This window comes from Pseudomonas sp. AC136 (genome assembly GCF_979258585.1).
Window position 1 is genome coordinate 5,057,890 of sequence record NZ_OZ409865.1, and the last position, 20,106, is coordinate 5,077,995.

Annotated in this window: 17 protein-coding genes; 12 read left to right on the top strand and 5 right to left on the bottom strand. The window is 61.9% G+C overall.

Annotated elements, in window-relative coordinates:
* The first annotated feature begins 5 nt into the window (after positions 1-5).
* From ACZZZU_RS22705 to ACZZZU_RS22725, 5 genes are read left to right on the top strand one after another with little or no spacing between them, the layout of a single operon-like run.
* Complete coding sequence (locus ACZZZU_RS22705) at positions 6-1,979, top strand: heme lyase CcmF/NrfE family subunit (RefSeq protein WP_463552176.1); 1,974 nt, start codon at positions 6-8, stop codon at positions 1,977-1,979.
* Entirely contained in the window at positions 1,976-2,512 is a 537-nt protein-coding gene (locus tag ACZZZU_RS22710) for a DsbE family thiol:disulfide interchange protein (RefSeq protein ID WP_463551869.1), read from the top strand. The genes ACZZZU_RS22705 and ACZZZU_RS22710 overlap by 4 nt, the downstream gene beginning before the upstream one ends.
* Positions 2,509-3,009 carry a cytochrome c-type biogenesis protein gene (locus ACZZZU_RS22715; RefSeq protein WP_463551870.1) on the top strand — a complete coding sequence of 167 codons (501 nt, stop codon included), beginning with the start codon at positions 2,509-2,511 and terminating at the stop codon, positions 3,007-3,009. The genes ACZZZU_RS22710 and ACZZZU_RS22715 overlap by 4 nt, the downstream gene beginning before the upstream one ends.
* A complete protein-coding gene (gene ccmI / locus ACZZZU_RS22720; protein ID WP_463551871.1) occupies positions 3,006-4,220 on the top strand; it encodes a c-type cytochrome biogenesis protein CcmI in 1,215 nt (404 codons plus the stop codon). The genes ACZZZU_RS22715 and ccmI overlap by 4 nt, the downstream gene beginning before the upstream one ends.
* Positions 4,217-4,633 (top strand): hypothetical protein, encoded by a 417-nt coding sequence (locus ACZZZU_RS22725; protein WP_463382291.1) that lies wholly within the window; start codon positions 4,217-4,219, stop codon positions 4,631-4,633. The genes ccmI and ACZZZU_RS22725 overlap by 4 nt, the downstream gene beginning before the upstream one ends.
* 254 nt (positions 4,634-4,887) lie before the next feature.
* Here the strand turns inward: ACZZZU_RS22725 and nhaA are convergent, their stop codons facing one another.
* Positions 4,888-6,057: a Na+/H+ antiporter NhaA gene (gene nhaA / locus ACZZZU_RS22730; protein WP_463551872.1), complete on the bottom strand. Its 1,170-nt coding sequence runs from the start codon at positions 6,055-6,057 to the stop codon at positions 4,888-4,890.
* Positions 6,058-6,233: 176 nt separating this feature from the next.
* On the opposite strand from nhaA, the gene ACZZZU_RS22735 reads away from it, so the two are divergent.
* From ACZZZU_RS22735 to ACZZZU_RS22745, 3 genes are read left to right on the top strand one after another with little or no spacing between them, the layout of a single operon-like run.
* The gene (locus tag ACZZZU_RS22735) at positions 6,234-7,097 is read left to right on the top strand and encodes a DMT family transporter (protein ID WP_463552177.1); all 864 of its coding nucleotides are present in this window, start codon (positions 6,234-6,236) and stop codon (positions 7,095-7,097) included.
* Positions 7,098-7,106: 9 nt separating this feature from the next.
* Positions 7,107-8,231, top strand: coding sequence for a PLP-dependent cysteine synthase family protein (locus ACZZZU_RS22740; RefSeq protein WP_463551873.1), 1,125 nt, complete (start codon positions 7,107-7,109; stop codon positions 8,229-8,231).
* 3 nt (positions 8,232-8,234) lie between these two features.
* Positions 8,235-8,753: an N-acetyltransferase family protein gene (locus tag ACZZZU_RS22745; RefSeq protein ID WP_463551874.1), complete on the top strand. Its 519-nt coding sequence runs from the start codon at positions 8,235-8,237 to the stop codon at positions 8,751-8,753.
* 90 nt (positions 8,754-8,843) lie between these two features.
* Here ACZZZU_RS22745 and ACZZZU_RS22750 read toward each other — a convergent pair whose 3' ends face one another.
* Entirely contained in the window at positions 8,844-9,593 is a 750-nt protein-coding gene (locus tag ACZZZU_RS22750) for a 3-oxoacyl-ACP reductase family protein (RefSeq protein WP_463551875.1), read from the bottom strand.
* A gap of 124 nt (positions 9,594-9,717) precedes the next feature.
* On the opposite strand from ACZZZU_RS22750, the gene ACZZZU_RS22755 reads away from it, so the two are divergent.
* Complete coding sequence (locus tag ACZZZU_RS22755; RefSeq protein ID WP_463382296.1) at positions 9,718-10,659, top strand: LysR family transcriptional regulator; 942 nt, start codon at positions 9,718-9,720, stop codon at positions 10,657-10,659.
* Between the two features lie 267 nt (positions 10,660-10,926).
* On the opposite strand, the gene ACZZZU_RS22760 is transcribed toward ACZZZU_RS22755, so the two are convergent.
* The 3 genes from ACZZZU_RS22760 to ACZZZU_RS22770 form a co-directional block, all read right to left on the bottom strand.
* Positions 10,927-12,543: an NAD(P)/FAD-dependent oxidoreductase gene (locus ACZZZU_RS22760; protein WP_463382297.1), complete on the bottom strand. Its 1,617-nt coding sequence runs from the start codon at positions 12,541-12,543 to the stop codon at positions 10,927-10,929.
* Positions 12,544-12,642: 99 nt separating this feature from the next.
* On the bottom strand, positions 12,643-13,026 hold the full coding sequence (locus ACZZZU_RS22765; protein ID WP_463551876.1) for a DUF4124 domain-containing protein: 384 nt from the start codon (positions 13,024-13,026) through the stop codon (positions 12,643-12,645).
* A 379-nt stretch (positions 13,027-13,405) separates the two neighbouring features.
* Complete coding sequence (locus ACZZZU_RS22770; RefSeq protein ID WP_463549367.1) at positions 13,406-14,575, bottom strand: integrase core domain-containing protein; 1,170 nt, start codon at positions 14,573-14,575, stop codon at positions 13,406-13,408.
* A gap of 454 nt (positions 14,576-15,029) precedes the next feature.
* On the opposite strand from ACZZZU_RS22770, the gene tpx reads away from it, so the two are divergent.
* The 3 genes from tpx to ACZZZU_RS22785 all read left to right on the top strand — a co-directional run bounded on the left by tpx (position 15,030) and on the right by ACZZZU_RS22785 (position 20,066).
* Complete coding sequence (gene tpx / locus ACZZZU_RS22775) at positions 15,030-15,530, top strand: thiol peroxidase (RefSeq protein ID WP_122497025.1); 501 nt, start codon at positions 15,030-15,032, stop codon at positions 15,528-15,530.
* Positions 15,531-15,684: 154 nt separating this feature from the next.
* Entirely contained in the window at positions 15,685-16,962 is a 1,278-nt protein-coding gene (locus ACZZZU_RS22780; RefSeq protein ID WP_463551877.1) for an MdtA/MuxA family multidrug efflux RND transporter periplasmic adaptor subunit, read from the top strand.
* Positions 16,959-20,066 (top strand): MdtB/MuxB family multidrug efflux RND transporter permease subunit, encoded by a 3,108-nt coding sequence (locus ACZZZU_RS22785; RefSeq protein WP_463551878.1) that lies wholly within the window; start codon positions 16,959-16,961, stop codon positions 20,064-20,066. Before ACZZZU_RS22780 ends, ACZZZU_RS22785 begins: the two co-directional genes overlap by 4 nt.
* The last annotated feature ends 40 nt before the right edge of the window (positions 20,067-20,106 follow it).

Consider the following 20,106-nt stretch of genomic DNA (forward strand, 5'->3'; position numbering starts at 1 on the left):
CCCTGATCGTTCCCGAAATTGGTCACCTGGCGATGATCCTCGCCCTGTGCATGGCGCTGGTGCAGGCCACCTTGCCCATGATCGGCGCCTGGCGCGGGGATCGGCAGTGGATGGGCCTGGCCCAGCCGGCCGCCTGGGGCCAGTTCAGTTTTCTGGTGCTGGCCTTTGCCTGCCTGACCTGGGCGTTTATGACCGACGACTTCTCCGTCGCCTACGTCGCCAACAACTCCAACAGCGCGCTGCCCTGGTACTACAAGTTCAGCGCCGTGTGGGGCGCGCATGAAGGCTCGCTGCTGCTCTGGGCGTTGATTCTCGGCGGCTGGACCTTCGCCGTGTCGGTGTTCTCCCGCCAGCTGCCGCAAGTGATGCTGGCCCGCGTGCTGGGCGTGATGGGCATGATCAGCATCGGTTTCCTGCTGTTTCTCATCGTTACTTCCAACCCCTTCGAGCGCCTGCTGCCACAGAGTCCGGTAGACGGCCGCGACCTCAATCCGCTGCTGCAAGACATCGGCCTGATCGTGCACCCGCCGATGCTGTACATGGGCTATGTCGGCTTCTCCGTTGCCTTCTCCTTTGCCATCGCCGCCTTGCTCGGCGGGCGCCTGGACGCCGCCTGGGCACGCTGGTCGCGGCCGTGGACCATCGTTGCGTGGGCCTTTCTCGGCATCGGCATCACCCTCGGTTCGTGGTGGGCGTATTACGAATTGGGCTGGGGCGGCTGGTGGTTCTGGGACCCGGTAGAAAACGCCTCGTTTATGCCCTGGCTGGTGGGCACGGCGCTCATCCACTCCCTGGCGGTCACGGAAAAACGCGGCGTATTCAAAAGCTGGACCGTGCTGCTGGCCATTGCCGCGTTTTCCCTGAGCTTGCTTGGCACCTTCCTGGTTCGTTCCGGCGTCCTGACCTCGGTTCACGCCTTCGCCTCGGACCCCGAGCGCGGCGTGTTTATCCTGGCGTTCCTGCTGGTCGTGGTCGGCGGCTCGCTAACGCTGTTTGCCCTGCGCGCACCCGTGGTGAAAAGCCAGGTCGGCTTTGCGCCCTGGTCGCGGGAAATGCTCCTGCTGGGCAATAACCTGGTGCTGGTGGTGGCCGCCTCGATGATTCTGCTCGGCACCTTGTACCCGCTGGTGCTCGACGCGCTGACTGGCGCCAAGCTGTCTGTCGGCCCGCCGTACTTCAACGCGCTGTTCGTGCCGTTGATGAGCTTGCTGATGATTGTGATGGCCGTGGGCGTAGTGGTGCGCTGGAAAGACACGCCGGTGAAATGGTTGCTCGGCATGCTCAGTCCGGTGCTGATCGCCAGCGTTGTGCTTGGCGGCGTGGCCTCCATGGTGCTCGGCGACTTCAACTGGGCCGTGCTCGCCGTATGCCTGCTGGCCGCCTGGGTGCTGCTGGCCGGCGCGCGCGACTTGCTGGATAAAACCCGCCACACCGGCCTGCTCAAAGGACTGGGCAAAATGACCCGCAGCTACTGGGGCATGCAGCTCGCTCACCTTGGCATCGCCGTATGCGCCCTGGGCGTGGTGCTCTCGAGCCAGAACAGCGCGCAACGCGACATGCGCATGGAGCGCGGCGAGTCGACTGACTTGGGCGGCTATCACTTCGTGTTCGACGGTGCCGAGCACTTCGAGGGCCCGAACTTCACTTCCGACCGTGGCACCGTGCGCGTCATCGAAGACGGCAAGGAAGTCGCCGTACTGCACCCGGAAAAACGCCTGTACACCGTGCAGCAGTCGGTGATGACCGAAGCCGGCATTGACGCCGGCTTTACCCGCGACATCTATATCGCCCTCGGCGAGCCGCTGGACAACGGCGCCTGGGCCGTGCGCATTCACGTCAAACCCTTTGTGCGCTGGATTTGGTTCGGCGGCTTGCTCACCGGCTTCGGTGGCCTGCTGGCGGCGATGGACCGGCGCTACCGCGTCAAAGTCAAAACCCGAGTGCGTGAAGCCTTGGGCCTGGAAGGAGCGCAGGCATGAAGCGCGCGTTGTTGCTGTTGCCGTTGGCGGTGTTTCTGGTGGGCGCGGTGTTTCTGTACCGCGGCCTGTTTCTCGATCCGTCGGAACTGCCGTCGGCCCTGATCGGCAAGCCGGTGCCGGAGTTTTCCCTGCCGGCCGTGGATGGGCAGAAAACCCTGACCCGCGCCGACCTGCTGGGCAAACCTGCACTGTTGAACGTGTGGGCGACGTGGTGCATTTCCTGCCGCGTGGAACATCCGGTGCTGAACAAACTGGCCCAGCAGGGCGTGCGTGTGTACGGCGTCAACTACAAAGACGAAAACGCCGCCGCGCTGAAATGGCTCAAGGAATTCCACAACCCGTACCAACTGAACATCAACGACGCCGAAGGCAGCCTAGGGTTGAACTTGGGCGTGTACGGCGCGCCGGAAACCTTTTTGATCGACAGCAAAGGCATCATCCGGCACAAGTATGTCGGCGTGATTGATGAAGTGGTTTGGCGCGAACAACTGGCCAGCAAATACCAGGAACTGGTCGACGAGGCCGCGCAATGAAGCGTTGGCTTGCCGCAATGGCGCTGGGCTTGAGCCTGGTCGGGGTGGCTCAGGCTGCCATCGACACCTACGAATTCGCCAACGAGGCCGAGCGCGAACGCTTCCGCCAGCTGACTTTGGAACTGCGCTGCCCCAAGTGCCAGAACCAGGACATTGCCGACTCCAACGCACCGATTGCCGCCGACCTGCGCAAAGAGATTTTCCGCATGCTCGGCGAGGGCAAAAGCAACGAGCAAATCGTCGACTTTATGGTCGATCGCTACGGTGAATTCGTGCGCTACAAGCCGGCCGTCACTGCGCGCACCTGGCTGCTGTGGTTCGGCCCGGCTGCCTTGTTGGGCACCGGTTTGCTGGTGATGGTGGTGATGGGCGTGCGCCGTCGCAAGCCGGTCGCGGCGAGCGATGTGACCCTGTCGGGCGATGAACAAGCGCGCCTTGATGCGCTGCTCAGCGCCGACAACTCTTCTTCTGTGGCTGCGGACAAAACTTCCCAATGATTGAATTCTGGCTCTCTGCCGGCCTGCTGTTGCTGGTGGCCTTGGCGTTTTTGTTAATCCCCGTTTTGCGTGGTCGCCGCGCCCAGCGCGAAGAAGACCGCACCGCCCTAAACGTGGCGCTGTATCAGGAGCGCGTCGCTGAACTGCAAGCCCAGCAACAAGCGGGCACGCTCGCCGACGAGCAACTGCAAGCCGCCAAAGCCGAAGCCGCGCGCGAACTACTGGCCGACACCGAAGGCGCCGATCAGGCGCGGGCCTCGAAGCTCGGCAAATGGGTGCCGTTGCTGGCCGCCGTGCTGGTGCCGGTATTGGCAGTGGGCATGTATTGGCATTGGGGCTCGCTGGACAAAGTTCAGCTCGCACAAGACGCCACCCAGGCGCCACGCACCATCGAAGAAATGACGGCGCGCCTTGAGCAAGCGGTGAAAGCGCAGCCCGACTCTGCCGAAGCCTGGTACTACCTCGGCCGTGCCTACATGAGCCAGGAGCGTCCGGGTGATGCGGTGGGCGCGTTCGAGAAGGCCATCAGCCTGGCCGGTCGCCAGCCTGAATTGCTCGGGCAACTGGCCCAAGCCAAGTACTTCGCCAACGACAAACAGTGGTCGGCCGAGTTGCAAGGCCTGACCGACGAGGCGTTGAAAACCAATCCCCAGGAAGTCACCAGCCTTGGCTTGCTCGGCATCGCCGCGTTTGAAGACAAACGCTTCCAGGACGCCGTGACGTTTTGGGGCCGGCTGGTTGCCTTGCTGCCGCCCGAAGATCCGTCGCGCGCTGCCATTGAAGGCGGCATCGCCCGCGCCCGCGAACAATTGCCCGCCGATCAGCAGCAAGCGCAACAGCCGCCAGCCGCCACCGAGACTGGCACGGTGTTGAAGGTGCGGGTTGAACTGGCCCCAGCACTCAAAGACAAGGTGCAACCGGGCGACAGCGTGTTCGTGTTTGCCCGCGCCGCTTCGGGTCCGCCGATGCCGTTGGCGGTCAAACGCCTAACCGTGGCCGACCTGCCTGCCGAGGTCAGCCTCGCCGACAGCGATGCGATGATGCCGCAGCTGAAACTCTCCAACTTCCCTCAGGTCATACTGCAAGCTCGCATTTCGCGGGCAGGCAATGCCAAGGCAGGCGAGTGGATCGGCCGCAGCCAGCCCTTGGCCAGTAGCAGCAAGGATCAGCAGCAGCTGACCATCGACTCCGCGGACGGACAAGCACAATGAGCAAATGGGCACGGGGCGCAGCAGCGCTGATGATTTTGGCTTTGGCCGGTTGCACCACGCCGGCCGTGCAACAACCCAGCAGCGAACCGATTCCTGTGCCGCCCGGCAACCTGCCGCAAACCCCGCCGGGCAAAACTACGCAGCAACCCAAAAGCGCACCGTTGCCGACCCAGGCACCGGCCAGCACACGTCTTAAAGCCCACCCGCACTTCGCTCCGCCACCCGGCGTGAGCAGCTACTGGGATACGCAACTGGGCGTTTACGTGCTGGATAAAGTACCGGGCCTTTATTATCGCCAACGCACCTACTACCGCTGGAACGACGGTTGGACCTGGGCCACCTACGCCAACGGCCCGTGGTTGCCGGTTGACGCCACCGGCCTGCCGCCGGGCTTGAATCGACTGCATCCATAAGGGCAAAAGCTCGCGGCTGAAGCCGCTCCTACAAAGGTCAGATGCTGTTGTGGGAGAGGCAAAAGCTCGCGGCTGAAGCCGCTCCTACAGAGGTCAGGTGCTGTTATAGGAGAGGCAAAAGCTCGCGGCTGAAGCCGCTCCTACAGAGGTTAGATGCTGTTGTGGGAGAGGCAAAAGCTCGCGGTTGAGCCGCTCCTACAGAGGTCAGGTGCTGTTGTGGGAGAGGCTTTAGCCTCGATAGCCGCGACGCCATTTCAACGCTTGCTCGCTTTCATCATCACGCCATAACCAATCACTGCCGCAAAAAACGACCCGGTCAAAATTCCGATACGGTCCATGCCCGCCAGCGCACTTTCGCCCGGCTCGAACGCCAACGAGCCGACAAACAGGCTCATGGTGAAACCGATGCCGCATAGCACCGCTACGCCGAGCACCTGACCCCAATTCGCGCCTTCAGGCAGCTTGGCGATGCCCACGGCAATCGCCAGCCAGGCCATGCCAAACACGCCCACGGTTTTGCCTAGCAATAAGCCGCTGGCGATGCCCAACGGCACCGAATGCAGAAAACTGTCGAGCCCCACACCCGCCAGCGGCACGCCGGCATTGGCGAAGGCAAACAGCGGCAACACGCCAAACACCACCCACGGATGCAACCCATGCTCCAGCGCCCGAGCCGGGGAGGGCACGCCATCGCGGGTGCGCAGGGGAATGGTGAAGGCCAGGGCGACGCCAGCCAGCGTCGCATGCACGCCGCTCTTGAGCACGCACACCCACAAAATCAGGCCCACCAGCACATACGGACTGAGGGTTTGCACCCCCGCGCGGTTCATGCCAATCAGCACCGCCAGGCACGCGCCCGCCAGCAGCAGCGAAAGGGTCGACAGGTCGCCGGAATAGAACAGCGCAATAACGATGATCGCGCCGAGGTCATCGATGATCGCCAGCGTCATTAAAAACAACTTGAGCGTCAGCGGCACGCGCTTACCCAGCAAGGCGAGCACGCCCAGGGCGAAGGCAATGTCGGTGGCCATGGGAATCGCCCAGCCGTCCATGGCCTCGGGGTGCTGACGGTTGATGGCCCAGTAGACCAAGGCCGGCACCACCATGCCGCCAATCGCCGCCATGCCCGGCAGCACAATCTGCGAGGGATGGGACAGATGCCCCTCCAATACCTCGCGTTTCACTTCCAACCCGATGGTGAGGAAGAACAGCGCCATCAGCCCGTCGTTAATCCACAGCAGCAACGGTTTGGCGATTTTCAGCGCGCCGACTTGCACCACCACCGGCGTTTCCAGCAAGCCGTTGTAGAGAAAATCCAGCGGCGAATTGTTGATGATCAGCGCCAACACCGCAGCGGCTATCAACAGCAGGCCGCTAGCCGCTTCCAAGCGAAAAAAACGGGTCAGTGCGTGGCGAACAGACAATGGCGTGCTCCTGATAGGGCGGTTGAAACCGGTAAAACAGTTGCGCTGAGGATAGCTGCTCCACTGTAGCTGGGCGGGCGGGTGCACGGTTCCTATACTGGCCGTCAGAAAATGCGGAGGTGTGTGTGCAACAGCGTGAAGGCCAGGCGCTTGCCTGGGGTTGTCTGGTAGTCGCCATGGCCTTGTGGGGCAGTTCGTTTATTGCGTTGAAGTTCGCGTTCAGCGAGATGCCACCGATGTGGGTGATCTTCGGCCGTATGGCCTTGGGCAGCGTGGTGTTCCTATTGGCCTGGCGCTGGCGAGGCCGCATCCACTACCGCGCCGGCGACTGGAAATACCTGCTCGGTCTGGCCGCCTGCGAGCCCTGCTTGTACTTCATCTTCGAAGCCCTGGCGCTGCAACGCACCAGCGCCTCCCAAGCCGGCATGATCACCGCGCTGTTGCCGCTGCTGGTGGCAGTGGGCGCCTACCTGACATTGCGCGAACGCATCAGCCGCACCACGCTCGCCGGGTTTCTACTCGCGGTAGTGGGCGCCACCTGGCTAAGCCTGGCGGGCGAGGCCGACGCCCATGCGCCGGCGCCGCTGCTGGGTAACTTCTTCGAATTCGTGGCGATGCTCTGCGCCACCGGCTACACCTTGCTGCTTAAGCATTTATCCAGCCGCTACTCGGCGTTTGCGCTGACCGCGCTGCAGGCGTTTGTGGGCTCGGTATTTTTTCTGCCCTTGGCGTTGCTGGGTGCCGACGTGCCATCCGAGGTCACGGTCAAAGGCTGGGGCGCGGTGGTGTACCTGGGCATTGTCGTCACGGTCGGCGCGTACGGGCTTTACAACTTTGGCGTCGGCCGCCTGCCTGCCAGTCAGGCCTCTGGCTTCACCAATTTGATACCGGTGTTCACCTTGCTGATGGCCGCGCTGTTTCTCGGCGAGCGCTTGAATGCATGGCAACTGTTAGCGGTCGGGCTGGTCTTTATTGGCGTAGCACTCAGCCAATGGCGGCGTGACCCCAAGGTGCCGGCCCCTGCTGGAATTCTCGACTGAAGGTAAGCCATGAGCGGTTCACGTAACGACGACCCCAACAAACAAATCGCCGCCCGCGCCTGGGCGCGAGAAGCCATTCGCATCATCGAGGCCGACTTCCAGCGCAGCGCCGACACCCACCTTATTCCTCTGACGGTGCCGGGCCTGCCGGGCATCGAGCTGTATTTCAAAGACGAATCCAGCCATCCCACCGGCAGCCTCAAACACCGCCTGGCGCGCTCGCTGTTTTTGTACGCGCTGTGCAACGGCTGGCTGAAACCCGGTGCGCCGGTGATTGAAGCCTCCAGCGGTTCCACGGCCATTTCCGAGGCCTATTTCGCCCGGCTGCTGGGCTTGCCGTTTATTGCCGTGATGCCGGCCACCACCTCGAAAGAGAAGATCGCGCAAATCGCCTTTTACGGCGGCCAGAGTCATCTGGTTAAAGACCCAACGCAGATCTACGCCGAATCCGAACGCCTGGCGCAGGAAAGCGGCGGCCATTTTATGGACCAATTCACCTACGCCGAACGCGCCACCGACTGGCGCGCGAACAACAACATCGCTGAATCGATTTTTCAGCAGATGCGCTTTGAACATTGCCCCGAACCCAGCTGGCTGGTCTCCAGCCCCGGCACCGGCGGCACACTCGCCACCCTCGGCCGCTACGTGCGCTACCGTCGTCACGCCACCCGCGTGCTGTGCGCCGATGCCGAGCGCTCGGTGTTTTTCGACTACTACCGCACCGGCGACGCCAGCTTGCGCCTGGACCACGGCTCGGGCATCGAAGGCATCGGCCGCCCGCGCGTGGAAGCCTCGTTCGTGCCTGCCGTAATCGACGCCATGTGCAAAGTGCCCGACGCCCTGTCGCTCGCCGCCATGCACTACCTGGCGCAGCGCCTGGACCGGCACGTCGGCGGCTCCAGCGGCACCAACCTTGTCGGCGCGTTGCTGGTCGGCCAGCGCATGGTTGCGGCCGGCGAGCAGGGCTCGATAGTTGCCGTGCTCTGCGACGGCGGCGAACGCTACGCCACCTCTTATTACAACCCTGACTGGCTCGCCGCTCAGGGCTACCACTTACAACCCTTGATCGACCAGATCGCCGCTTGCGCCGAACGGGGCGAAGCGTTGCCCGATCTGCCCACCGCAGGAATCTGAGCCATGAGCGACGCTGCACCGACCATTCGATTCGCAGAACCTGACGACGTACCGGCGCTGACCGAACTGCTCCTCGAACACGGCCCCAACCCCTGGAACTACCTGCCCGAAGACGGCGTGCGCGAGCACCTGCAAGGCATCGCCCACGGCTCAGTGGAAGCGGTGGTGGCCGAGCAGGGCGGGCGCATCGTCGGCTTTGTCAGCTTTATCCAAACCTACCAATTCGCCGACCAACAACCCGCCGCGCGCCGCGACGAAGCGCAGGGTTATATCTGCGAAGCCGTGGTGCACAAAGACCTGGCCGGCCAGGGCCTGGGTTCGGTGCTACTGGAAAAAGCAGTGGCCCGGTTGGGCGAGAAGGGCTTGGTCGACATCTTCATCGACCGCCACGAAGAAAACGTCGCCTCCGCCGGCATGATGCGCAAAGCCGGTTTCAGCGAACTGCACACCTATTCGGATCCCGAACGCCGGCCCAACGGCTCGCGGCGAACGACGGTGTGCTACCAGCGGTTCAGTGCGTAATAGCAATCGAGGCTAAAGCCTCTCCTACAGAAACGAATTCCTGTAGGAGAGGCTTTAGCCTCGAGCTTTTAAGGGTGGCCGCGTTTTCGCTTACGCCGCAAACCCACCATCAATCGTCAGGTTGGCCCCGGTGATATAGCCGGCTTCCGGGCCTGCCAGGTAGCTGACGAAGCTGGCGATTTCTTCCACCTTGCCGTAACGGGCCAGCGCCATGCCTTGTTTCAAGGTGTCCGCGAAGTCGCCGCTGTCCGGGTTCATGTCGGTGTCGACCGGACCAGGCTGCACGTTGTTGACGGTGATACCACGGCCGCCCAGGTCGCGGGCCAAACCTTTGGTAAAGCCGACGATGGCCGATTTGCTCATGGCGTAAATCGAACCGCCAGCAAACGGAATGCGCTCAGCGTTGGTGCTGCCGATGGTGATGATGCGGCCGTTGTCGCGCAGGTGGCGGGCGGCTTCCTGACTGGCGATGACCACGCTGCGCACATTGATCGACAGCGTGCGGTCGATGTCTTCCATGCTCAGTTGTTCGATGGGCGCTACGGCCAACACGCCGGCGTTGTTGACCAGAATGTCGAGGCCGCCAAAGGCTTCTACTGCTTGGCCGATGGCGCCGCGAATGGCTTGCTCGCTGGCACTGTCTGCCTTGATCGCCAAGGCCTTGCCGCCGGCCGCGACGATTTCTGCCACCAAGCCTTCTGACTGCAGTGCGCTCTGGCTGTAGGTGAAGGCAACGGCGGCGCCTTCACGGGCCAGACGTTTAACGATGGCTGCGCCGATACCGCGCGAACCGCCTTGTACAAATGCCACTTTGCCGGTGAGTGCTGTTTGAGTCGTCATGGTGATTCTCCAAAAGTTAGTAAAGGGTGTGTCGTTTGGTGTGGCGCCAGTATCAGCGGCGGATTAGTCGGCGAATAGTCGGTAATACGGATATGCTTTCGATACAAACGGTATGGAATGCGCCATGGACACCCTCAACTGCATCGAATGTTTTGTGCGCAGCGCCGAAGCCGGAAGTTTCGCCCAGGCCGCGCGGCGCCTGGGCCTGACGCCTGCGGCGGTGGGCAAGAATGTCGCCCGCCTGGAACAGACCTTGGACGTGCGGCTGTTCCAGCGTAGTACGCGCAAACTGAGCCTGACCGAAGCGGGCGAGTATTTTCTGACCGAGGCGGCGGGCGGCCTGACCACCCTGCAGCTGGCAATGGGCAACCTCACCACCCTGAAAAGCCAGCCGGCGGGCACCTTGAAAGTGAGCATGGGCTTGTCGTTCGGGCGCGAATACATGGTGCCGTTGCTAGGGGAATTCCTTCAGCGTTACCCACGCGTGGTGCCGGACTGGCACTTCGACAATCGCCCCGTCGACCTGATAGCCGAGGGCTTCGACGCCGCGGTGGGCGGCGGCTTCGACCTGCCGCTGGGCGTGGTGGCCCGCGAACTGGCGCCAGCGCACCGGATATTGCTGGCCTCGTCCTCCTATCTGGAAAACGCGCCGGCCCTTCGCTCGCCGGCCGACTTGCCACTGCACGCCGGCATTCTTATTCGCTCACCGCAAACCGGCCGCGTAAGACCCTGGACCCTGCGCAACCGCGAAGGCGTGCTGGCGCCCATCGACATTCAACCGCGCATGACCCTGAGCGACCCCGAGGCCGCGTGCGCGGCGGCGCAAATTGGCTTGGGCCTGGCGTTAGTCAGCGTGGCGCATGCCTTGCCGTATCTGGAACGTGGAACGGTGCAGCGCGTGCTGCCCGACTGGTACGTGGACACCGGGGCGACCACGCTGTACTTCGCCGGGCAGAAGCTGCTGCCACAGAAGACGCGAGTGTTTGTGGACTTTGTTGTGGAGCGCTTTAAAGCGCTGGGACTGGACAAGCGATTGTCGGCCCTGGAAGGGCCGGCGGCGGGGTAAGCGGACCAACAGCATTGCGGCTAATCGGAATGCCGCCCAGCCATTCCCAGAACGAGGTGTGGCTTTTAGAGGTGCGCCGGGTTTGCCATTTTGGATTCCGAGTCGTCGGACCGCCGCCTTCGCGGGAATGACCTGAGACCTCCAACCCAACTCCGTCATCCCCGCGCAGGCGGGGATCCAGAGTGGTGAATGGGAACGCCAAACTCGGCGCTAACACAGCACCTGAAGAAGCGACTGGGCGGCATCCCGTTCAGCCGCGATGTTGTTTCAACCCTCGCGAATCCCCAACAAATCCCGCGCCACCGCTTCGGCGATACGAATGCCATCGACGCCAGCCGACAGAATGCCCCCGGCATAACCGGCGCCTTCACCGGCCGGAAACAACCCGCGCACGTTCAGGCTCTGCAAGTCATCACCGCGGGTAATGCGCAGCGGCGACGAGGTGCGGGTCTCGATGCCGGTGAGCACGGCGTCATGCATGGCGAAACCTTTGATCTGCTTGTCAAACGCCGGCAACGCCTCGCGAATGGCCTCAATGGCAAAGGCGGGCAGGGCGTCAGCCAGGTCCATCAGGTTCACGCCCGGTTTGTACGACGGCTCGACACTGCCCAACGCCGTGGTCGCCTTGCCGGCAATAAAGTCACCGACCAATTGCCCCGGCGCGTTGTAATTGCGCCCGCCCATCACATAAGCGTGAGACTCCAACCGCTCCTGCAACTCCACGCCGGCCAGCGGGCCGCCGGGATAATCCACTTCCGGCGTGATGCCAACCACGATGCCCGAGTTGGCGTTGCGCTCGTTACGCGAGTATTGGCTCATGCCATTGGTCACCACGCGCTCCGCCTCGGACGTGGCCGCCACCACCGTACCGCCCGGGCACATGCAGAAGCTGTACACCGAACGCCCGTTGGACGCGTGGTGCACCAGCTTGTAATCCGCTGCGCCAATTTTCGGGTGGCCAGCAAAGCGGCCCAGGCGGGCCTGGTCGATCAGCGATTGCGGGTGCTCGATACGGAAGCCCACCGAAAACGGCTTGGCCTCCATAAACACGTCGCGGCTATGCAACATGCGGAAGGTGTCACGGGCGCTGTGGCCGAGCGCCAGAATCACGTGGCGGCTGTTGATCTGCTCACCGCTGGCGAGGGTCACGCCCGTCAATTGGCCGTTATCGATTTGCACGTCAGTCACGCGCTGCTCGAAACGCACTTCACCGCCCAAGGCAATGATCTGCTCACGCATATTCGCCACCACGCCCGTCAGGCGGAAGGTGCCGATGTGCGGTTTGGCAACGTAGAGAATCTCTTCCGGCGCGCCGGCCTTGACGAACTCATGCAGCACTTTGCGGCCGATAAATTTCGGATCTTTGATCTGGCTGTACAGCTTGCCGTCCGAGAACGTGCCGGCGCCGCCTTCACCAAACTGCACGTTGGACTCGGGGTTGAGCACGCTCTTGCGCCACAGGCCCCAGGTGTCTTTGGTGCGCTGACGCACCTCCTTACCGCGCTCCAGCACGATGGGTTTGAAACCCATCTGTGCCAGCAACAAGGCCGCGAAAATACCGCACGGCCCAAAGCCGACCACCAGCGGACGCTCACCCAACTGCTCAGGGGCGTGGCCGACGAATTTATAGGAAGTGTCCGGGGCGACAGTGATGTGGCGGTCATCGCTGAAACGCTTCAGCAGCGCGGCTTCGTCGCTCACGGAAAAATCGATGGTGTAGATAAAGCACAGCTCGGCGGATTTTTTCCGCGCGTCGTAGCTGCGTTTGAACAGGGTGAAATCCAGCAGCTCGTTATCGGCAATACCCAGGCGCGCGACCAGGGCAGGGCGCAGGGCCTCATCGGCGTGGTCGATAGGCAGCTTGAATTCGGTGATTCGTAACATGTGGCGGTCCGTATCAGGGCCGGAGGTAACCCGGCAGCTTGGAGAGGCGCGGATTATAGCCGCGAAAGCCCCTACATGACCGCCACTGCGTCGGCCAATCTACGGGCGAACCGGCTTCTCATTTTGCTGGCGTTCGAAGTCTTGATACATATCGCGCTTGTGCTGCTCAGCGTCTTCGCGCATTTCCGTGCGCTTGGTTTCGCGGTGCGGGTCTTCGCTGTCGGGGATAACAGTCAGGCCGCTGACGGGCGAGGCGGTTTTGTTGGCGGGCTCGGTGGCTTGTTGCTCGGCCGGCAATTCCACCGCCGGCACGTTCAGCACGCCGCTGGGCGGTACGGGTTCGATAATGCGCGTGGTTTGCCCGGCGCCTTCGGGGCAGGGCACGGTGGCGTAGGTGGTGCTGCCGTCTGCGGCTACGCATTTATAGACTTGCGCGTGGGCCAGGGTTGGCAGAACTATCAGCGCGATTGCAGCGAGTTTCAAAGTGCTTCCCTCACTTTGTGGGCGGTTGGTGCAAGGCTAGCAGGGGACGAAGGCGCGGAAAATGCGCCGGTCGAGGTTTGCAGGAGTCGAGGCTGAAGCCTCTCCTACAGGTCGGCATTTGGCTTGTGATCTGGACCTGGCTTGTGATCCACCGCTTGTGATCTGGCTTGTGATTTACCCCGCACCGTTTATCGCAGGCCGAGTGGAGTCGTTGCGTAGGGGGTTGAGCGGCCGGGAGCCGCGAAAGGCGTGTCGGGCCAAGGATGGCCCGTCTCGCCGTGCCCCCGGAGTAACGACGGAAGGAGGGAACCCGCAGCGCAGCGGAGGGCCAAGGTAGGAGCTTGTACGAGACAACCACATGGGTAACAAAAGTGTTCAATCACATGGGTGACACTTTCAAGGATAGATACCCATCCTTCTGCTCCCTTTCGTCCAGCCTACCTATCACAACCGGGCCGAAATGAACGGCCCAAAGATCATCGCCAATTTGCTCCAGCCCAATTAGTTCGTGCCTTAAAAGATACCCCACATAAATGCGCATACCGTGGCGATTGATGATCCCGCTGCAGTCGGCCCGGTGCGGTTCGACATAGCCAGGATATGTCGGCTCCGGCAAGCGTTCCGGGTATGGCCGTGGCGAATTCTGGTAATGGGTTTTGGGCGTGCTCTGGTTTAGCGCTTCGTGCGGCCGCTGCTCATTGTAATTATGACGAAACAGGTCGAACTGCCTTTGCTGCTCCGCCATATGCGCAGAACAGGGGTGAGTGACGGCCCGTTTCAGCGTCCGATGCATACGTTCGTGGCGCCCATTCTGTTCGGGGCGGCCAGGTGCTATTCGTTCAGGAATGATGCCCAGCCGTAGCCACCAAATGGAGAGTTGGCTTAGACCTGTTTTGCCAGCGCTAGCGAAGGGGGTGCCGTTGTCTGTTCGCAGGCGCGAAGGTAATCCGTAGCAGCGAAACAAATCTTCGAAAGCCGACTTGGTCTCCTTTAGCCGTGTGCCGGACATGCCTTCGCAAGCCAGCAGAAAACGACTGGCGTGATCCATCACCGTCAACGGATAACACCACTTCCCGTCCTGAGTCAGGAACTGACCTTTGTAGTCGGCGCTCCAGAGTTCATTAGGTTCGTTGGTCGATTTAAGCGGCTTTGGATAGCTAGGTACCCGCTTACGAAGCCGGCGGGGCGTGACCAATCCCGCCTGTTTGAGGATGCTGTAGATCGTGGTCCGGGAAGGACTTTGCCCAGGATATCGCTGCTCCACGAGTGCCTGGATCTTCTTCGGCCCCAGTTCAACCGCAGATCGGCGCCTTAGATCAAGGATGTACTCGCGGATAACAAATGGCGTGCACACCTGTTCGCGACGCCGCCGACTTTGCTCAGCCAACCCCTCCATGCCGGCTAAGTTGTAGCGTTCCACCCACTTGTAGCCGGTCTTTCGACTGATGCCGAAGTGCTCGCACAACGCAGTGAAGCTGCTGACCTGCCTGAGGTAATCAGCAATGAACAACACTTTCTCGTCCATAGGTTTCAGTTCTCGCCACGGCATGAGGGCACCCTCCTGAGGGAGACCCCATTAGGTTAAAAACTGTTACCCATGTGGTTGAACTGATTTGTTACCTATGTGGGTGAGTCGTACCAGCTAGACCTTTTGGTTACTTTTGTGGCAATGACAAAAGTGACTCGCGCGTAAGGCGCGAAACCAAAACGTTCAGCGCACGCGGTAATGAATACCATCGAAAGCCCGACCTGCACGTTTGATCCGAAACTCTGGATCCCCGCCTGCGCGGGGATGACGGAGAATTTTCCAACACCACCGTCATTCCCGCGAAGGCGGCGGTCGGACGATTCGGGATCCAGTATGCGGTCGTTCAACTGCGCTGCGGGCTTTGGGGCTGCGCCCCAAATTTTTGACCGCTGAGTCATAGTCGCGTAATCCCTTTCATGCTTAACTCAGCCCCCCTTAGCAATCCAAAACACTCACCATAAAAAGGAACACGTTCATGGCCCAAGTAACCTTGCGCGGCAACCCTGTTCAAGTCACCGGCGAGCTGCCGCACGTTGGCCAGCAAGCCCCGGCGTTCAGCCTGGTGGGCGCTGACCTCAGCGACGTGACCCTGGCCAGCCTGGCCGGCAAACGAAAAGTGCTGAACATTTTCCCAAGCGTCGACACCCCCACCTGCGCCACCTCGGTACGCAAGTTCAACGCCGAAACCAGCAAACTGGCCAACACCGTGGTGCTGTGCATTTCCGCCGACCTGCCGTTCGCCCAAGCGCGTTTCTGCGGTGCCGAAGGCCTGCAAAACGTGGTGAACCTGTCGACCATGCGCGGCGCTGATTTCCTCGCTGACTACGGCGTCGCCATTGCCAACGGCCCACTCGCCGGCGTGGCTGCACGTGCCGTTGTGGTGCTGGATGAAAACGACAAAGTCCTGCACAGCGAGCTGGTGTCGGAAATCGGCAGCGAGCCGAATTACGAAGCAGCGGTTGCTGTGTTGAAATAAACATACCCTGCAACACATGAACGGCCCGCCTCGCGGGCCGTTTTCGTTGGTGGCTCAAGCGCTTAGTCAAGGTCAGTCTTAGGTAAAAAGCCGGTAAAGAGGCTTTCCGTCAGCGGTTGCAGTGCTTATCGTGCGGGCTCGAATTTCGTTATCGATGATGCCCATGACTTTGCGTACCCTTCGCCCCTGGTTGATCACTGCCGCTGCCTTCGCTGGCGTGGTGTTGTTGGTTATGTGGCTGTCCGCCGCGAAAAGCACGGGTGCCCCCGATGGCAAAGTGCGCGGGCGTCCCGGTATGGGGCCGCCCGGCGCTGCAGCTGGCATGACGGTCAGCGTGGCGAAGGTCAAGCGCGCCAACCTCGATGTGCATTTCCACGCCCTGGGCACCGTCACGGCATTCAGCACGGTGAACGTGAAACCGCGCGTCAATGGCGAGCTGGTCAAGGTGTTGTTCACCGAAGGCCAGGAAGTGAAGGCTGGCGACTTGCTCGCCGTGGTCGATCCCCGTCCTTACAAAGCCGCTCTGGCTCAGGCCGAAGGCACGCTGCAGCAAAATCAGGCGCAGCTGAAAAATGCCCAGATTGATCTGGATCGCTACAAGGGCCTGTACGCCGAAGACTCCATCGCCAAACAAACCCTCGACACCCAGGCCGCGCTGCTTAATCAGTACCAAGGCACGCTGAAGACCAACCAGGGCCAAGTGGACGACGCCAAGCTCAATCTGGCGTTTACCGAAGTGCGTGCGCCTATTAGCGGTCGTCTGGGGTTGCGCCAGGTCGATGTCGGCAATCTGGTGACGTCCAGCGACACCACGCCGCTGGTGGTGATCACTCAGGTGAAACCCATTGCTGTGGTGTTCAGCTTGCCGCAACAGCAACTTGGCACCGTGGCCGCCCAGCTCAATGGCGCCAGCGCGACGACCAAGCCGCTGCCGGTCGAGGCGCTGGACCGCAATAAGGACGTGACCCTGGCCACCGGCGAGCTGGTGACGCTGGATAACCAGATCGACACGACCACCGGCACCGTCAAGCTCAAGGCCAAGTTCGAGAACGCCGACCGATCGCTGTTTCCCAATCAGTTCGTCAACGTCCGTCTGCTCGCCGAAACCCTGCACGACGTGCTGCTGATTCCGGCCAACGCTGTGCAGCGCGGTAACGAAGGTACGTATGTGTATGTGCTGGGCGAGGGCGACAAAGTGGTTCAGCGCCCGGTCACGCTCGGCACCAGCGAAGCCGAACAAGTGGTGGTGGAGAAGGGCTTGAATGTCGATGAGCAGGTGGTGGTGGAAGGCACCGACCGCCTGCGTGACGGCATGGCGGTGCGCATTGCCGCGCCCGAGCAGGTGAAGAAAGACGTCAGCGAAGAAACCGGGCAGAAGCCTTTCGGTCAGGATGACGCCGCGCCGCAAGGCAAGGGCGGAGCCGCGCAATGAACCCGTCGCGCCCGTTTATTCTGCGGCCGGTGGCGACCACGCTGTTGATGATCGCCATTTTGCTCTCGGGCATTATTGCCTACCGGTTCCTACCGATTTCGGCGCTGCCGGAAGTGGATTATCCGACCATTCAGGTGGTCACCTCGTACCCCGGCGCCAGCCCGGAAATCATGACCTCGTCGGTGACTGCGCCGCTGGAGAACCAGCTCGGGCAAATCGCCGGCCTGAATGAAATGTCGTCCAGCAGTTCAGGCGGCGCCTCGGTCATCACCCTGCAATTCACCCTCGACAGCAACCTCGATGTGGTCGAGCAGGAAGTGCAGGCGGCGATCAACACCGCCAGCAGCCTGTTGCCGAAAGACCTGCCGTACCAGCCTTCGTACAGCAAGGTGAACCCGGCTGATGCGCCGATCCTGACGCTGGCCATTACCTCCAGCAACCTGCCGCTGCCGCAGGTGCAGGATCTGGTCGACACGCGCCTGGCGCAGAAGATTTCGCAGATTTCCGGCGTTGGCCTGGTCAGCATCAGCGGTGGCCAGCGTCCGGCTGTGCGCATTCGTGCCAACCCTTCGGCGTTGGCGGCGGCGGGGCTGAACCTGGAAAACCTGCGCACCACGGTTGCCAACAACAACCTCAATGGCCCCAAAGGCAGCTTCGACGGCCCGACCCGCGCCTCGACGCTGGATGCCAATGACCAGCTGAAATCGGCCTCTGCCTACCGTGAGTTGGTGGTGGCCTACGCCAACGGCGCGCCGCTGCGCCTGAAAGATGTCGCCACGGTAGAAGACGCGGCCGAGAACACGCGCCTGGCCGCCTGGGCTAATGAAACCCCGGCCGTGGTGCTGAACATTCAGCGTCAGCCTGGCGCCAATGTGATCAAGGTGGTCGACAGCATCAAGGCCATGCTGCCGCAACTGCAAGCCAGCTTGCCCGGCAGCCTCGACGTAAAAGTGCTCACCGACCGCACCACCACCATCCGCGCCTCGGTGGCCGATGTGCAGTTCGAACTGGTGCTCGCCATTGCCTTGGTGGTCATGGTCACGTTCCTGTTTCTGCGCAGTTTTTCCGCCACGCTCATTCCGAGTCTGGCCGTGCCGCTGTCGTTGGTGGGCACCTTTGGCGTGATGTACCTGGCCGGGTTTTCGGTCAATAACCTGAGCCTGATGGCGCTGACCATTGCCACCGGTTTCGTGGTCGATGACGCCATCGTCATGGTGGAAAACATCAGCCGCTACCTGGAGAAAGGCGACACGCCGCTGGAGGCCGCGCTCAAGGGTTCGAAGCAAATCGGCTTCACCATTATTTCCCTGACGTTCTCGCTGATCGCCGTGCTGATTCCGCTGCTGTTTATGGGCGACGTAGCGGGGCGGTTGTTCCGCGAATTTGCCATCACCCTGGCGGTGGCCATTCTGATTTCCGGCGTGGTGTCGCTGACCCTGACGCCGATGCTCTGCGCCAAACTGCTCAAGCACACGCCGGAGGAAAAACAGGGCCGCTTCGCCCGCGCCGCCGGTAACGTCATCGACCGCATGATTGCCGGCTATGGCCGCGCGCTGCGTGTGGTGCTGCGTCATCAACCTCTGACCTTGCTGGTGGCGCTGGCCACCCTGGCGCTGACGGCGGTGCTCTACACCTTTATGCCCAAGGGCTTTTTCCCGGTGCAGGACACTGGCGTGATTCAGGCGATCGCCGAAGCGCCGCAGTCCATCTCGTTTCAGTCCATGGCCGAGCGCCAACAGGCGTTGGCCAAGGCGCTGCTTAGCGATCCGGCGGTGGAAAGCCTCACGGCGTTTATCGGCGTGGACGGCAGCAACGCCACGCTTAACACCGGGCGCATGCTGATCAACCTCAAACCCCACGGTGAACGCGACGCCAGCGCCACCGAAGTGATCCGCCGTTTGCAGCCGACGCTGGACCAGATTCCCGGCGTGCGGCTGTACCTGCAGCCGGTGCAAGACCTGACCATCGAAGACCGCGTTGCGCGCACGCAATACCAATTCACCCTGCAAGACTCCGACCCCGACGTGCTGGCCAAATGGGTGCCGCTGTTGGTGGAGCGCCTGCAACAACTGCCGCAACTGGCCGACGTGGCCAGCGACTGGCAAGACAAAGGCCTGCAAGCCTTCGTTAACATCGACCGCGACGCCGCCTCGCGCTTGGGCGTGTCGTTGTCCGACGTCGACAGCGCGCTGTACAACGCCTTCGGCCAGCGCCTGATTTCCACCATTTTCACCCAGGCCACGCAGTACCGCGTGGTACTGGAAGTGGCGCCGCAATTCCAACTGGGCCCGCAGTCGCTGGAGAACCTCTACGTCAGCAGCAGCGATGGCACGCAGGTGCGGTTGTCGTCGCTGGCGACGATTGAAGAGCGCAACACCTTGCTGGCCATCAACCACATTTCGCAATTTCCGGCGGCCACGCTGTCGTTCAACCTGGCGCCCGGCGTGTCGTTGAGTGAAGCGGTGGAGTCGATTCGCCAGGTTGAGCAAGACATGCAATTGCCGGTCGGCGTGCAAACCAGTTTCCGCGGTGCTGCGCTGGCGTTTGAAAGCTCGCTGTCGAGCACCTTGCTGCTGATTCTGGCGGCGGTGGTGACCATGTACATCGTGCTGGGCATTCTCTACGAGAGCTTTATTCACCCGGTGACCATTCTGTCCACGCTGCCCTCGGCGGGCGTTGGCGCCTTGCTGGCTTTGATGGTGGCGGGGGAGGAGATTGGCATCGTGGCGATCATCGGCATCATCCTGCTGATCGGCATCGTCAAGAAGAACGCGATCATGATGATCGACTTCGCCCTGGACGCTGAACGCAACCAAGGCATGAGCGCGCCGGACGCCATTTACCAAGCGTGCCTGCTGCGTTTCCGGCCGATTCTGATGACCACCCTGGCCGCATTGCTCGGCGCCTTGCCACTTATGCTTGCCGCTGGCGCGGGTGCCGAACTGCGCCGGCCGCTGGGTATCGCCATGGTCGGCGGCTTGCTGCTCAGCCAGGTGCTCACGTTGTTTACCACGCCCGTTATCTACCTCGCGTTTGACCGCCTGGCGACGCGCTGGAATGGCTGGCGCAAGAAGCGTGGGTTGGATATGTCGGTGCAGTCATGAGCGAGTGTGTGATGGCCGGCCCTCTCCCCCGGCTCCTCTC

Coding starts and splice junctions, on each gene's coding strand:
- tpx (WP_122497025.1), top strand. CDS start 15,030: ATGGCCCAAGTAACCTTGCGCGGCAACCCTGTTCAAGTCACCGGCGAG.
- ACZZZU_RS22745 (WP_463551874.1), top strand. CDS start 8,235: ATGAGCGACGCTGCACCGACCATTCGATTCGCAGAACCTGACGACGTA.
- ACZZZU_RS22770 (WP_463549367.1), bottom strand. CDS start 14,575: ATGCCGTGGCGAGAACTGAAACCTATGGACGAGAAAGTGTTGTTCATT.
- ACZZZU_RS22750 (WP_463551875.1), bottom strand. CDS start 9,593: ATGACGACTCAAACAGCACTCACCGGCAAAGTGGCATTTGTACAAGGC.
- ACZZZU_RS22755 (WP_463382296.1), top strand. CDS start 9,718: ATGGACACCCTCAACTGCATCGAATGTTTTGTGCGCAGCGCCGAAGCC.
- ACZZZU_RS22740 (WP_463551873.1), top strand. CDS start 7,107: ATGAGCGGTTCACGTAACGACGACCCCAACAAACAAATCGCCGCCCGC.
- ccmI (WP_463551871.1), top strand. CDS start 3,006: ATGATTGAATTCTGGCTCTCTGCCGGCCTGCTGTTGCTGGTGGCCTTG.
- ACZZZU_RS22735 (WP_463552177.1), top strand. CDS start 6,234: ATGGCCTTGTGGGGCAGTTCGTTTATTGCGTTGAAGTTCGCGTTCAGC.
- ACZZZU_RS22785 (WP_463551878.1), top strand. CDS start 16,959: ATGAACCCGTCGCGCCCGTTTATTCTGCGGCCGGTGGCGACCACGCTG.
- ACZZZU_RS22780 (WP_463551877.1), top strand. CDS start 15,685: ATGATGCCCATGACTTTGCGTACCCTTCGCCCCTGGTTGATCACTGCC.
- ACZZZU_RS22760 (WP_463382297.1), bottom strand. CDS start 12,543: ATGTTACGAATCACCGAATTCAAGCTGCCTATCGACCACGCCGATGAG.
- ACZZZU_RS22725 (WP_463382291.1), top strand. CDS start 4,217: ATGAGCAAATGGGCACGGGGCGCAGCAGCGCTGATGATTTTGGCTTTG.
- ACZZZU_RS22710 (WP_463551869.1), top strand. CDS start 1,976: ATGAAGCGCGCGTTGTTGCTGTTGCCGTTGGCGGTGTTTCTGGTGGGC.
- ACZZZU_RS22715 (WP_463551870.1), top strand. CDS start 2,509: ATGAAGCGTTGGCTTGCCGCAATGGCGCTGGGCTTGAGCCTGGTCGGG.